The sequence below is a fragment of the Microvirga sp. P5_D2 genome (genome assembly GCF_054049475.1).
The window spans coordinates 1-12,621 of record NZ_JBFUMH010000012.1; the positions used below are offsets into that span (position 1 = coordinate 1).

The following is a 12,621-nucleotide window of genomic DNA, read 5'->3' on the forward strand; positions in this document are numbered from 1 at the left end:
GCGGGATGATACGACGGGCGTCCGGTTGCTTCGGGCACAATGCCTTCAAAGCCCAGAGCTCTCAACTCGAGTGCGTCGACAAAGGCGTCGATGACGCGCACCGGGTTATCGTCGCTGACCCAGTCCTCCAGGCTTTCGGGAAATAGGGTGGTCTGGCTGCGATCCACGCCTTCAACAAAGCGCCTCATCGGATCCTCCAAACAGAGCGGGCAATCCTACCACCAACCGCGTTTTGACACAGCCTGGGTCGGTCTTGGACGTACCGAGCTTCGCGTTGAATAAGAAGACATCTGCCCCGCCCAAGCCTGTCAGAGTGTCGTTGCCATAAACGCCATAGAACTTGTCGTTACCTGTGCCGCCAACAAGCTTGTCCTTGCCCTTGGTGCCATTGAGCGTGAGACCGAACGTGTTGAGGGGGTCGGTTCCAGCAGGAACCACATAGCCGGTGCCGAAGACTTGGAAATGATTGTTGTCATTGTCGAGATCATGCCAGCTCACCAAGAGGCTGCCATCCTTCAGAACCCCAAGACGCGGATTGAATTGATGACCGTCCACAACCTGGTTCACAACCATGGGCGTCGTGACGACCGCGCCTGTTGCCGAGTAAGTCCCGACATAGACATCATTGTCTGCACTGGTTCCATTCATGACTAAGGAGAGTGCAAAGCCACCATCGAGCAGTGCTTCGAGCGCGATGGCACTGATGTTGACCTCTGCGTGATGCAAAGTCAGTTCACTACCGATCAGCGCGCCCTTCGAATTGACGCGCTGTGCCTTAACGGAATCAGTTCCATCGGAGCCGGTTTCTCTCCACGCAACAACGAACTCGCCATTCGCGAGACCAACAACCTGCGGATTGGGTGATCCGGAAGTATGCGGCAGCGTCTTGACGACGATTTCGGTCGACGTTCCATCGGATCCGCGTAGATGCGCTTTGATCGCCGTTGCTGAACTCGACGCGGACGAACCTTGAATGACCATCACATGACCGCCACCACGAAGGCCCGCGATTGCGCCGCCATAGTATCCATCAGCCGAGAATGTTGTCTTCGCGTTACCGCTAGCGTCGAAGACCGCCGTCTTGAATCCGCCGTCGTAATAGCTCACGGCATAGCCACCATCGGCAAGCGTCACGATTTCCGGCGAATTCGCCTTGTTCGAGCCGACCTGTACAGGAGCCTTGAAAGCAGATCCGTTGGAATTGAAAATTCCGGTTTCCAGGGTGTAAGTGGTGAAATAATCAGGACCATACGACCATGCGACCGCGAAACGGCCGTCGGCCAGGGCCGTCACTGAGGTTTCCTCGAAATCACCCGACGCGATGGACTTGATGACAAAGCTCAATCCAATGGTGCTGCCATCGGAGAATAGATCTGACCGACCAGCTCTTTGGCAGTCCCAGCCCCTGCTCGCACTCCGTAGACAAGTATATTTCCGGTTGTCAGGACCGTCCCAAAATGGCCCTTGGTTTCATCGATCTGCCACTCGCCGCCATTACGTGTCAACGCCATAACTTTTAACCCCTCCAGATAACGTAATTATATTACCTAAAAGCTTCACAGGAGTCCATCGGATCTCACAAGGCTGTTCCCTCCCCGAATGGTCTGAATGGACCGCCCGCTTCATTCAGGTTAAACGGCTACGCTCCGAACGAGGGAAGCTGTAACCCATGCGCCTGTCGATCATCACATCGGCCGTCGTCGCGGCCTTGGTGGGCTTTGGCAGCACGATCGCCATTATCATCGCGGCGGCTCGGGCCGTCGGTGCCGATGCGGCGCAGACTTCGTCCTGGGTGGCGGCCCTGTGCCTGTCCATGGCGGCGACGGCGGGGTATTTGAGCATTCGTTATCGCATGCCGGTCGTGACCGCCTGGTCGACGCCGGGCGCGGCGCTGATCGCGGCTTCCAGCGGCATTTCCATTCATGCGGCGGTCGGCTCCTTCCTTCTCGCGGGCGGCCTCATCATGCTTGCCGCCTTCATCAAGCCCTTCGGCCGGCTGATCGAGCGCATTCCCACCTCGATTGCCGCCGCAATGCTGGCAGGCGTGCTGATCCGTTTCGTCATGGCGGTGTTCGAGAGCGCGCAGGGCGCGCCCGGTCTCGTTCTGCCCCTCGTGGGTCTGTTTCTCATCGTGCGACTGTTCAACCCAGCCCTCGCGGTGCTGGCCGTGCTTTTTGTCGGGCTGGGCATCGCCTTCGGAGGCGGCTTGGCCCAGCCCCTCACCTCGGACATGAACCTGTCGACACTCACATTCATTACACCGGCCTTCGAGCCTGCGGCCCTGATCGGCCTTGGCCTGCCGCTTTTCCTGGTAACCATGGCGTCCCAGAACCTGCCGGGCTTCGCGGTTCTGCGCGCTTCGGGCTACACCCCGCCGTCCCACCCGATCCTCGCCGTAACGGGTCTGGCCTCCGTAGTGACGGCGTTCTTCGGCGCTCATACGAGTAACCTTGCCGCCATTTCGGCGGCGATCTGCACCGGGCCGGATACGCATCCCGATCCTGCGAAGCGCTGGCTGGTCGGGCCGTTCTATGCCTTGAGCTACTTGATCTTTGCCGCCTTCAGCGCGGCCCTGATCGGCCTTATCGCGGCCCTTCCACCGGAGCTCATCAAGACCGTGGCGGGCCTTGCCCTGATGGGAGCATTCGCCGGCGCCCTCGGCTCGGCTTTGTCCGATGACAACCAGCGTTTCCCGGCCGTACTGACGCTTGCCGTCACCGCCTCGGGCCTTACCCTCTTCGGCATCGGCTCCGCCTTCTGGGGCCTGGCCGCCGGCCTCATCGCCCTCGGTCTCGATGTCCTCATCCTTCGCCTGCGCAAGCGTGGCTGATCTGGACGGGGGACCTTGTTACGGTTAAGACTTCGTTACCGATAACAAGAACGGGATGCCTTGATGGCCGGGACGAAGGGTTGGGAGCGGCTTGCCGCAGCAGCGATGATGATCTCGCTAGGAGCCTGTCAGGGCTCGGTCAGCGGCTCGCCCGAGGGTGTGCCCGTTGCCCTCGAGAGCATTGACGGCGCCCCGGCCAAGATCCAGACGGCGTTGATCGGCGAGCTGACGACCGCCGCTTCCGACCGCAAGGTCGATCTCGTGGGCTCCAGCGCCCAGGCCCGCTACCGCGTGCGCGGCTACATCTCCACCGAGACTGCCGAAGGCGAGACCAAGGTCGCCTATGTCTGGGACGTGTTCGATGCCCAGAAGCGCCGAGCTAAGCGCCTTGCGGGTTCGAGCCCGGTGAGCATCGGCTCCAGCTCGATCTCCTCCATCGATAAGGAAACCTTGGCGAAACTGGCGGCGGCGAGCATGGACGAGATCGCCGAGTTCCTAGCGGCCTCCAAATCCGAAAATCCGTTCCAGACAGCGGAAATTTCGGACGAGGAAATTCCCCCTGCCCTGCAGTGAGAGCATGGGCGTAAGTTGATATTGCCGCACATAGCGGCACTGACTCATATTGTGACGGTTTCGTATCGCTGCTAAGACCCTTTCGCCTGGCCGCGCAAATGTTTCACTATTGCGCCATGGGCTCCACGGTCACTCAAAGCTAGAAGTTGCTTGCATGAAGCTCGTAGCGGGAAACTCCAACCGCCCCCTGGCCGAGGCCATCGCCGCCTATCTCAATGTTCCGCTCGCCAAGGCACAGGTGAAGCGCTTCGCGGACATGGAGGTGTTCGTCGAAATCCAGGAGAATGTGCGCGGCGAGGATGTGTTCATCATCCAGTCGACCTCGTACCCCACGAACGATCACCTTATGGAACTGCTCATCATCACTGATGCCCTGCGCCGCGCCTCGGCGCGCCGCATCACGGCGGTGATTCCCTATTTCGGCTATGCCCGGCAGGACCGTAAACCCGCCGCCCGCACGCCGATCTCGGCAAAGCTGGTGGCCAACATCATCGCCCATGCGGGCGTCGACCGCGTGCTGACGCTGGATCTCCATGCCGGCCAGATCCAGGGCTTCTTCGACATTCCCACCGACAACCTATTCGCGGCCCCTACCCTCGCTCGCGACATAAAAGAGCACCTTGATGGCGACCGCATGGTGGTCTCGCCGGATGTGGGCGGCGTGGTGCGCGCCCGCGCGCTCGCCAAGCGCATCGATGCCTCGCTCGCCATCGTCGACAAGCGCCGTGAGCGCCCCGGCGAGTCGGAAGTCATGAACATCATCGGCGACGTCGCCGGCCGCTCCTGCATCCTGGTGGACGACATCATCGATTCCGGCGGCACCCTGGTGAACGCGGCGGATGCCCTCCTCGCCAATGGCGCGAAGGAGGTCTACGCCTACATCACCCACGGCGTGCTCTCAGGCGGCGCGGTGGCGCGCATCGCAGGCTCTAAGCTCAAGGAACTCGTGATCACCGACTCGATCATGCCGACCGAAGCCGTGAAGGTCGCCCACAACATCCGCGTGATCAGCATCGCCCCGCTAATGGGCGAGGCCATTGGACGCACGGCGACGGAAAGCTCGGTGTCGAGCCTGTTCGACTGATCATCTGGCAGTTTCAAAGAAGGCCGGGCAGCGAAAGCTCCTGGCCATTTCTTATGCCCGCCGTGATCGGCTTGTCAGGATAAGCCAGGGCGTCGGCACCGCGCGCCATTCCCACACGGTCAGCAGTTGGTCGAGATGGCCGAGCCGCTGGAGCCAGTCCGGCAAGTCCGGAACGACGGTTTCGGCCTGCTTGATCTCGATCTCATGCGTATCGCGAAACCGGTTGGCCAGCATGGTCACTGTCCTCTCGCGGTCGGGATGGACCTCGACGACCATGTCGAGCCATCCATAATCAGCCTGGGTAGGATCGAGCAGATCGAACTCGGCCCCTTCGCAATCCATGACGAGAAGCGCATGTGCCTCCTGGCCTGAGCGAACTTTCAGCTCCTCGCGGACATTCAGGAGCTGGCCCGGCTCAAACGCTTCCCGGAGATCGATCTGGCTCCCAACTCCGTTGAGGCTTGCAAGCTCCGCGCACATTTTCCGGGCACGGGGGTCGATATCCCAAGCCAGAACGGGAGTGCCAGGCAGAAGGCGGGCGCAGCCGATGGCGTAGTAGCCTTCGGCACAGCCGATATTGAGAACGGCATCGTAGCCACGCTGCGGCAGGCTTTCGAAGAAGGGCTGGAGGCAGGTCTCATAGGCACCCAGAAGCTTTGCCGTGACCCCGCCCTCGGAAGGGCGGGCCAGATAAGTCATGCCGGCGAAGGGCCCATTCTGAATGGCTGTCCCATGGTGATGGACCATGGTCTGACCGAGGAGCTGGGAGCGCCATTTGGCAAGTGCGCGGAGAGTCTGTTCGAGTTTCTGCCGCTCGCTCAAGGGAGAGGCCAGGATCTGCTCCACGCGATCGAAGGCGGCACGGTCCAGGCTCATGAGGGCACCTTAAACGTCATAATATGTCTTTTATTTGCTTCTAGCTCTTTCCAGGCCGTTACCAAAGTGTTGTCAGGGCAGGACTTTGGAGCTATAAGCCGCCTCGCGCCCGCTCGACACCCTTGGAGGCACGGGCGCGAACCTCATGGCCGCCGATAGATTTCCTCATAGGAAGCCTTGGCGGCCATCGGTTTTATAGCCACCATTTTAAGGACCACGACCATGAGCGAAATTAAGCAAATCAAGGCCGTGGCGCGCGACCGGAGCGGCAAGGGGGCCGCCCGGGCTGTTCGTCGCCAAGGCCAAGTTCCAGCTGTTATCTACGGTGCCGGTCAGCCGGCCCAGACGATTGCCCTCGACTTCAATCAGACCAAGCAGCTGATCTTTGCCGGCCACTTCCTCACCACGATCTTCGACATCGACGTGGACGGCAAGTCCGTTCGCGCCATTCCGCGCGACTACCAGCTCGATCCGGTACGCGACTTCCCCATACACATCGACTTCCTGCGCGTTTCTGCCGGCCAGACCATCAAGGTCGTGGTTCCGGTGCACGTGGTCGGCCAGGAGAAGAGCCCCGGCGTGAAGCGCGGCGGCACGGTTCAGATCGTCGAGCACTCGGTTGAGCTCGCGGTTTCACCCGACGCGATCCCGGACTACATCGAAGCTTCGGTCGAGGGTCTCGACATCGGCTCCTCGGTTCACCTCAGCGACATCAAGCTGCCGAAGGGCGCGAAGGCTACCTCCACGGAGAACGCCACCCTCGTCACCGTCGTGGCCCCGACCGGCCTGAAGGAAGAAGACGCGGCGGCTCCGGCTGCTGAAGGCGCCGCTGCCTAATCGGCTTTGATCGGGCGTTTCAAAGCCCATTGATCGGCTTCAACGCTCCGACCGCAAGGCCGGAGCGTTTCATTATGAGAATGCCTTGCGATGCGCCTTTTCGTCGGCCTTGGTAATCCCGGCTCCCGCTACGCCAGAAACCGCCACAACATCGGTTTCATGGCCGTGGACGAGATTGCGCGCGTGCACAACGCGGGCCCTTGGCGCAAACGGTTTCAGTCCGAGGCGGCCGATGCGGTCATCGGCGGCGAGAAGGTTCTGCTCATCAAGCCGCAGACCTTCATGAACCTGTCCGGCCAGGCGGTAGGAGAAGCGCAGAACTTCTTCAAGATTCCGCTGGGCGACGTGACGGTTTTCTACGACGAACTCGACCTTCCGCCCGCCAAGCTGCGCGTGAAGATCGGCGGCGGCAATGCGGGCCATAACGGCCTGCGCTCGATCTCGGCCCATTGCGGCAACGATTACCGCCGGGTTCGCCTCGGCATCGGCCATCCGGGCCACAAGCCCCTGGTGCAGCACCATGTGTTGGGCGATTTCGGAAAAAGCGAAGAGGCATGGGTCGACGACCTGTGCCGCATCATCGCGGACAACGCTTCCCTGCTCGCCAAGGGCGAGGATGGAAGCTTCCAGAACAAGGTCCACCTCGCCATGGAGGCGAGAGGCTGGACGGATGTGAAGCGGCCCGGCGAAAAGGCCGCCGAGAAATAGAAATTTACACCGGCCCTCGGCCGGCCAAATGAACCATCACGCTGGCCGCAGAGCCAGCTATGACAAGGAGTGAGGCCATGGGCTTCAAGATGGGCATCGTCGGTCTGCCGAATGTCGGCAAGTCCACCCTCTTCAATGCGCTGACGCAGACGGCGGCGGCGCAGGCCGCGAACTATCCGTTCTGCACCATCGAGCCGAATGTGGGCGACGTGGCCGTGCCGGACGAGCGACTCGACCAGCTCGCGGGCATCGCGGGCTCGGCGCAGATCATCCCGACCCGCCTCACCTTCGTGGACATCGCGGGCCTCGTGCGTGGCGCGTCGCAAGGCGAAGGCCTCGGCAACCAGTTCCTCGCGAACATCCGCGAAGTGGATGCCATCGCCCACGTGGTGCGATGCTTCGAGGATACGGACATCACCCATGTCGAGGGCAAGATCGAACCCGTCGCCGATATCGAGACCATCGAGACCGAGCTGATGCTGGCCGACCTCGACAGCCTCGAGAAGCGCGTCACCGCACTTGAGAAGAAGGCCAAGGGCAACGACAAGGAAGCCAAGGAAACGCTCGACCTCGTCAACCGCACCCTGCCTCTGCTGCGCGAGGGCAGGCCCGCGCGCTTCGTGGAGCGTAAGCCTGAGGAAGAGCGCCTGTTCCAGATGCTGGGCCTGCTCTCCTCCAAGCCTGTTCTCTACGTGTGCAACGTGGAAGAAGCCTCCGCCGACCAGGGCAACGGCTTCTCCGAGAAGGTGTACGAGCGCGCCAAGGAAGAAGGCGCGAAGGCCGTCGTCGTCTCGGCCAAGATCGAGAGCGAGATCGCCGTTCTCGATGCGGCGGAGCAGAAGGATTATCTCGACGCCGTCGGCCTTGCCGAACCCGGCCTCAACCGCGTGATCCGCGCCGGCTACGATCTGCTCGGCCTCATCACCTACTTCACCGTCGGCCCCAAGGAAGCCCGCGCCTGGACGATCACCAAGGGCACCAAGGCCCCCGGCGCCGCCGGCGTGATCCATACGGATTTCGAGAAGGGCTTCATCCGCGCCGAGACCATCGCCTATGCGGATTACACCACGCTGAAAGGCGAGGCCGGCGCGCGCGATGCGGGCAAGCTGCGGCTGGAAGGCAAGGAATACTCGGTGCAGGACGGCGACGTCATGCACTTCCGCTTCAACACCTAAGCTTCAATACCTGAAAGTCTGTCGGAATCCTGAACGCCCGCTTCGCGGAGCGTTCAGGCCGGCTCTGCTTTGATGTCCTCAACTGGGGACTTAAATCCATGCCGACCATGCTTGATTCATTCATCTCGACCGTCATCGCGCCTGGCTTCGGCAGCGCGGAATTTTTTGTGGCCGCACTCGTAGCCTGCGGCCTCATCATGATCGCGATCTCGTCGCTCCTGCCGAAGACGGCTTCCGACGAGCTGGAATGGTGGGAGCGGTAAGCGTCCTACGGTAGACGCAGCGCTTTCGGGCCGATGCCCAAACCGATCTGCAGGCTCTCGGCGATGCGCTGGGCCCGAACGATGTAGAACTCCGCCACATCCTTCTCGAAGATCTCCCGCGCCGTCGCCTCGAACAGCTCAAGCCATCGCTTGAAAAGCTGCTCGTTGAGCGGAAGCCCGAAATGGGCGGCCTGTGGCTTGCCGCTGTAGCGCGCGGTTCTCAGCGCGATCGACGACCAGAAATCCACCATCAGCGCCAGATGCTCGTTCCAGCGGCCAGACAGGGCCTGATGGAAGATCGGGCCGAGTTTGGGATCCTGCAGCACGCGGTCGTAGAACGTGACGACAAGCTCGCGGATCATCTCCTCCGTGACGCCCTCGGCGGGAGTGATGATCGGGATGCTGCGGCCGGTAGCGGAAGGGGCCAAGGCCGATCTCCTCTGTTCAACACGGTGGGACAGGAGCGAAAGCGCCTGTCCCTGTCGATGGTTCAAGGTGAAGCCGGGCCGTTATGAGCGGCCCGGCTTGAGGTTCAGTGGTGGCTGTGCGGAGCAGCCGGGGTCGCTTGGGGGCCGTGAGGATATTCCTTGCTGTGCGAATGAGTGCTCAGCTCTGTAGCCTGGACCGCATCGGTAGTGGAACCATAGAACACCCCGTGCAATCCCCAATAGCCGGTGACGAACACCACGAGGGCAACGGTGAGGCCTGCGGGAACCGAACCCAGGCTGCTCAGGCGAGGCAGGGCGCTCGGCATCTTCACGGCAATTGCCTTGGCATCGCGGGTCGGATCGGCGGCGACCAGGAATAGGGCGGCCATGATCAGGGCATGGCCCACGAGGTCGATACGTCCGAAGGGATAGACGGCGGTGAAGAAGATCAGCAGGAGCGACGCGGCCGAGAGACGGCGCACCAGGGGTGTCCAGAGAAGGCCGAAGCCGAGGGTGAATTCCGCCACGCCGGCCATCGGGATAAACACGTCACGCGGCATGCCGAAGGTCAGGAAGGGCTTTTCCTCGACGAGTGGGTAGAACCAGTTCGGATAGGCGAACTTCTCCAGGCTCGACCACATGAGCGCGATTGCGATGCCCCAGCGCAGGGCCAGGAAGCGGCGCTCACGCCATTTCTCGTCGCTGGAAGACGCCATCACCAGATAGGCGGCTACGCCGACGCCGAGCGCCAAGTAGTCGAGAAGGTGGAAGAGATCGTATTCGCGAAGCGCCACCACCCAGAGGGCGATGATGCCACCGGCCGCAACCGGCATGGTACGGCGCGAGAACACGCACATGGCGATGAGCAGCTGGGCCCAGGAAATGATTTCGGAATCGGTCTTCAGATCGGGGGTGAGATAGATGCCACCAACAGCGAAGATTGCTACGAAGAACCCAGCGATGGACGAGCGCATGAAATCGTCGGAGCGGCTCCAAAGCGGCGCGCTGAGGCGATCAAGACCCGACAGGACCCCGCGGCCCAGAGATGTCCGCTCGACCGTCATGGTGGCCAGGAAGAAGGCGAGTACGAGGCCGATCCCGGTCCAGAACCATGGGTTGGTCAGGGTCTGGGTGATCGGCTGCGGGGCAGCATCCACGATGTACGGCGCGAACCACTTCACATGCGCCTGAGCCGGCAGGGTGAAAGTTATGAAGGAGCCGAGTGCAAAGAAGCTCAAGCCGGCGCGCTTTAGCGAAAAAGGGTTTCCTGCTCTTGGCGCAGGGTGCTCGGGGCCATTTGTGGGAGCCGCGGAATACATGACGTCCTCGTACTTTCGACTTCGATCTGAGATACCGTCGGTTTACGCGGATCGGGTCCAGGCGAAAATTCAGATCATGCCCCTAAGGGCTTTCCCTAATATCACCATAGGCTTGGCTTTAAGTCGGGCCGCGTTCGGATCGTTCGGGACTCCTGGGCGTTGACCGTGATCCCATCCTCTCAAGCTTCAGCACATGCAACTCCACCATCGACACGACTGGAACCTGACGCCCTCCGAGGCCATCGCCCTGCAGCAGCAGCTGAGGAGCGAGGTCGTTTCCGACCGTCCCATCGATCTTGCTGCGGTCAAGCTGATCGCCGGGGTTGATGTGAGCGTGAAGAACGAGCAGTCGCAGGCTGCTATCGTAGTCATGACCTTTCCGGGCTTTCTCCCCGTCGAGACGGTTCTGGCGCAGCGCCCGACCCCTTTTCCTTATGTGCCGGGCTTGTTGAGCTTTCGCGAAGGGCCGGTGCTGGAGGAGGCGTTAGAGAAGCTGAAAGCCGAGCCGGACGTGTTCCTGTTCGACGGCATGGGGATCGCCCATCCCCGCCGCATCGGCATCGCCAGCCATATGGGCCTGTGGCTTCAGCGGCCGACCATCGGCTGCGGCAAGACGCTGCTCTGCGGCCGCTACAAGGACCTGGGGGAGGAGAAGGGCTCCGCCGCGCCTCTCATCGACCGCAAGGAGACCATTGGAGTGGCTCTGCGCACCCGCACCGCCAAAAACCCGATGTTTATTTCGCCGGGACACCTGGCCGATATTCCCACGGCTGCCGAACTCGTGCTGCAATGCTCACCAAAGTATCGCTTGCCCGAGCCGATCCGCCTGGCGCACAACGCAGCTGGACAATTCAGCCCCTGACCGGGCTTTGAGTTCAGCGAAGCGCCGACCCAGATCCCATTACACAGATCAGACCGATGCCCCGTTTTGCCTTTGAAGATTTCACCCCCGGCCACACGCAAATGCTCGGCCCCGTCACCGTCGCGAAAGAGGATATCCTCGGCTTCGCGCAGGAATACGATGCGCAGCCCTTCCATGTGGACGAGGTCGCCGCCAAGGATAGCTTCATCGGCACCCTCATCGCGTCGGGCTGGCATACCTGCTGCATCAACATGCGCCTCGTCGCGGACCAAACGCTGCTCGGCTCGACCGCCATGGGCGCGCCCGGCATCGACGAAGTGAAATGGATCAAGCCCGTCCGGCCCGGCGATACCCTGCGCTCGCGCATGACGATCTTCGACAGCCGCCCCTCGAAGAGCAAGCCCAACCTCGGCCTCGTGCAGTTCGGCTACGAGATGCTGAATCAGGCGGATGAGACCGTGTTCACCCAGAAGAACTGGGTCATGTTCGCCCGAAGAGACGCCGAGCCCTTCTCCGGCGGAAAAGGCGTTCTGGCCGCCGCTGCTTCATCCATGCCAGGCAAGGTGCCGGAGCGGGAGATCCCGCATATTTCGGCCAATCCCTATTTCGAGGATTTGGTGATCGGCGAGACGGAGGAGCTGGGCTCCTACACTTTCGAGCCCGACGACATCATCCGCTTCGCCACGCAGTTCGATCCGCAGCCCTTCCATACGGATGCGGAGGCTGCGAAGAACAGCCTGTTCGGCGGCCTCTGCGCCTCGGGCTGGCAGACGGCGAGCATCTGGATGAAGCACATGGTGGGCTATCGCGAACGCATCCGCACCAATGCACTCGCCCGCGGCGCGAGGCCCGCAAGGCTCGGCCCCTCCCCCGGCTTCACCAACCTGAAATGGCTCAAGCCCGTCTATGCGGGCGACACAGTGACCTATCGTACGACGGTCACGGCCAAGCGCGCATCGGCCTCACGCCCCGGCTGGGGCCTCGTGTTCCACCACAACACCGGCACGAACCAGCATGGCGAGGAGGTGTTCTCCTTCGACGGCATGGTGTTCTGGGAGCGGCATCCTTAAGTGTCAGCGCGCGCATCCTTCCCGGCATCGGCCCGCGCCTGCGTTTCTTCATCGAGAACGGCGCGGATCGTCGCGAGGAAGGGATGGGCGGAGGTCTGCTTCTGCCCGTAGCCAAGATTGAAAGCGTAATCGAAGTCTTCAGGGTTCTTGCCCTGATTGTGCTGGAGAATAGTCTCCAGCTTGTCGAGACCTTTGGCGAGGATGGCCTCCGGCGAGGCGGCCGTCTCGTATTCCTCCCATAGCTCGATGATCTCGGCGCGCTTGTTCGGATCGAGCGCCTGCGTGAGCACTTCGAGATCCGCCCTCTCCCGAGCGGACTTGTTCATGTCCCCGGTCTGCAAGATGGCGGGAATGTCTCCGCTTAGGGCCTCCCCGAGATCGTGGACGATGCAGAGCTTGATGAGACGCGGCACATCGATGTTCTCGAACTCATCCGCGAAGACGAGCGCCATGAGGCACAAGCGCCAGCTATGCTCGGCCACGCTCTCGGGACGGCCCTCGGACGTATAACCGCTGCGCAACGTGCTCTTGAGCCTCTCCGCCTCGCGTAAGAACTCCAACGTGCCTTGGATGCGATCCGCTGACATGGCAGGCGC

Annotated in this window: 14 protein-coding genes and 1 pseudogene; 9 read left to right on the forward strand and 6 right to left on the reverse strand. The window is 61.8% G+C overall.

Features of this window, described 5'->3' with window-relative positions:
• Together ACXJKO_RS06175 and ACXJKO_RS06180 are read right to left on the reverse strand one after the other, a co-directional pair.
• Positions 1-188: pseudogene (locus ACXJKO_RS06175) on the reverse strand (IS5/IS1182 family transposase); the annotation flags it as partial.
• Positions 172-1,344: a hypothetical protein gene (locus ACXJKO_RS06180; RefSeq protein WP_457090212.1), complete on the reverse strand. Its 1,173-nt coding sequence runs from the start codon at positions 1,342-1,344 to the stop codon at positions 172-174. The pseudogene ACXJKO_RS06175 and the gene ACXJKO_RS06180, both read right to left, overlap by 17 nt.
• Before the next feature lie 325 nt (positions 1,345-1,669).
• Between ACXJKO_RS06180 and ACXJKO_RS06185 the strand changes: the two genes are divergently transcribed.
• The 3 genes from ACXJKO_RS06185 to ACXJKO_RS06195 all read left to right on the forward strand — a co-directional run bounded on the left by ACXJKO_RS06185 (position 1,670) and on the right by ACXJKO_RS06195 (position 4,487).
• Entirely contained in the window at positions 1,670-2,830 is a 1,161-nt protein-coding gene (locus ACXJKO_RS06185; RefSeq protein ID WP_457090213.1) for a benzoate/H(+) symporter BenE family transporter, read from the forward strand.
• A 63-nt stretch (positions 2,831-2,893) separates the two neighbouring features.
• Complete coding sequence (locus ACXJKO_RS06190; RefSeq protein ID WP_457090214.1) at positions 2,894-3,403, forward strand: hypothetical protein; 510 nt, start codon at positions 2,894-2,896, stop codon at positions 3,401-3,403.
• 154 nt (positions 3,404-3,557) lie between these two features.
• A complete protein-coding gene (locus ACXJKO_RS06195) occupies positions 3,558-4,487 on the forward strand; it encodes a ribose-phosphate pyrophosphokinase (RefSeq protein ID WP_457090215.1) in 930 nt (309 codons plus the stop codon).
• Positions 4,488-4,538: 51 nt separating this feature from the next.
• On the opposite strand, the gene ACXJKO_RS06200 is transcribed toward ACXJKO_RS06195, so the two are convergent.
• Positions 4,539-5,363, reverse strand: a complete 825-nt coding sequence (locus ACXJKO_RS06200; protein ID WP_457090216.1) for a hypothetical protein — start codon at positions 5,361-5,363, stop codon at positions 4,539-4,541.
• Between the two features lie 222 nt (positions 5,364-5,585).
• Between ACXJKO_RS06200 and ACXJKO_RS06205 the strand changes: the two genes are divergently transcribed.
• The 4 genes from ACXJKO_RS06205 to ACXJKO_RS06220 all read left to right on the forward strand — a co-directional run bounded on the left by ACXJKO_RS06205 (position 5,586) and on the right by ACXJKO_RS06220 (position 8,346).
• Positions 5,586-6,200 carry a 50S ribosomal protein L25/general stress protein Ctc gene (locus ACXJKO_RS06205; RefSeq protein ID WP_457090217.1) on the forward strand — a complete coding sequence of 205 codons (615 nt, stop codon included), beginning with the start codon at positions 5,586-5,588 and terminating at the stop codon, positions 6,198-6,200.
• A 90-nt stretch (positions 6,201-6,290) separates the two neighbouring features.
• Positions 6,291-6,908: an aminoacyl-tRNA hydrolase gene (gene pth / locus ACXJKO_RS06210; protein WP_457090218.1), complete on the forward strand. Its 618-nt coding sequence runs from the start codon at positions 6,291-6,293 to the stop codon at positions 6,906-6,908.
• Between the two features lie 77 nt (positions 6,909-6,985).
• Positions 6,986-8,083, forward strand: coding sequence for a redox-regulated ATPase YchF (gene ychF, locus ACXJKO_RS06215; RefSeq protein ID WP_457090219.1), 1,098 nt, complete (start codon positions 6,986-6,988; stop codon positions 8,081-8,083).
• Positions 8,084-8,181: 98 nt separating this feature from the next.
• Positions 8,182-8,346 carry a hypothetical protein gene (locus ACXJKO_RS06220; RefSeq protein ID WP_457090220.1) on the forward strand — a complete coding sequence of 55 codons (165 nt, stop codon included), beginning with the start codon at positions 8,182-8,184 and terminating at the stop codon, positions 8,344-8,346.
• A 5-nt stretch (positions 8,347-8,351) separates the two neighbouring features.
• Here ACXJKO_RS06220 and ACXJKO_RS06225 read toward each other — a convergent pair whose 3' ends face one another.
• Together ACXJKO_RS06225 and ACXJKO_RS06230 are read right to left on the reverse strand one after the other, a co-directional pair.
• Entirely contained in the window at positions 8,352-8,774 is a 423-nt protein-coding gene (locus tag ACXJKO_RS06225; protein ID WP_457090221.1) for a group III truncated hemoglobin, read from the reverse strand.
• 104 nt (positions 8,775-8,878) lie between these two features.
• Entirely contained in the window at positions 8,879-10,012 is a 1,134-nt protein-coding gene (locus ACXJKO_RS06230) for a hypothetical protein (RefSeq protein WP_457090222.1), read from the reverse strand.
• Positions 10,013-10,286: 274 nt separating this feature from the next.
• Between ACXJKO_RS06230 and nfi the strand changes: the two genes are divergently transcribed.
• Together nfi and ACXJKO_RS06240 are read left to right on the forward strand one after the other, a co-directional pair.
• A complete protein-coding gene (gene nfi, locus ACXJKO_RS06235; RefSeq protein WP_457090223.1) occupies positions 10,287-10,955 on the forward strand; it encodes a deoxyribonuclease V in 669 nt (222 codons plus the stop codon).
• A 56-nt stretch (positions 10,956-11,011) separates the two neighbouring features.
• Entirely contained in the window at positions 11,012-12,025 is a 1,014-nt protein-coding gene (locus ACXJKO_RS06240) for a MaoC family dehydratase (RefSeq protein ID WP_457090224.1), read from the forward strand.
• On the opposite strand, the gene ACXJKO_RS06245 is transcribed toward ACXJKO_RS06240, so the two are convergent.
• Positions 12,022-12,612: an HD domain-containing protein gene (locus ACXJKO_RS06245; RefSeq protein WP_457090225.1), complete on the reverse strand. Its 591-nt coding sequence runs from the start codon at positions 12,610-12,612 to the stop codon at positions 12,022-12,024. The two genes, ACXJKO_RS06240 and ACXJKO_RS06245, sit on opposite strands and share 4 nt — an antisense overlap.
• Positions 12,613-12,621: the final 9 nt, after the last annotated feature.

Bases quoted from the DNA above. Each gene is read 5' to 3' on its own strand.
- ACXJKO_RS06195 (WP_457090215.1), top strand. From the start codon at position 3,558: ATGAAGCTCGTAGCGGGAAACTCCAACCGCCCCCTGGCCGAGGCCATC.
- pth (WP_457090218.1), top strand. From the start codon at position 6,291: ATGCGCCTTTTCGTCGGCCTTGGTAATCCCGGCTCCCGCTACGCCAGA.
- nfi (WP_457090223.1), top strand. From the start codon at position 10,287: ATGCAACTCCACCATCGACACGACTGGAACCTGACGCCCTCCGAGGCC.
- ACXJKO_RS06185 (WP_457090213.1), top strand. From the start codon at position 1,670: ATGCGCCTGTCGATCATCACATCGGCCGTCGTCGCGGCCTTGGTGGGC.
- ACXJKO_RS06240 (WP_457090224.1), top strand. From the start codon at position 11,012: ATGCCCCGTTTTGCCTTTGAAGATTTCACCCCCGGCCACACGCAAATG.
- ACXJKO_RS06220 (WP_457090220.1), top strand. From the start codon at position 8,182: ATGCCGACCATGCTTGATTCATTCATCTCGACCGTCATCGCGCCTGGC.
- ACXJKO_RS06200 (WP_457090216.1), bottom strand. From the start codon at position 5,363: ATGAGCCTGGACCGTGCCGCCTTCGATCGCGTGGAGCAGATCCTGGCC.
- ACXJKO_RS06245 (WP_457090225.1), bottom strand. From the start codon at position 12,612: ATGTCAGCGGATCGCATCCAAGGCACGTTGGAGTTCTTACGCGAGGCG.
- ACXJKO_RS06205 (WP_457090217.1), top strand. From the start codon at position 5,586: ATGAGCGAAATTAAGCAAATCAAGGCCGTGGCGCGCGACCGGAGCGGC.
- ACXJKO_RS06190 (WP_457090214.1), top strand. From the start codon at position 2,894: ATGGCCGGGACGAAGGGTTGGGAGCGGCTTGCCGCAGCAGCGATGATG.
- ychF (WP_457090219.1), top strand. From the start codon at position 6,986: ATGGGCTTCAAGATGGGCATCGTCGGTCTGCCGAATGTCGGCAAGTCC.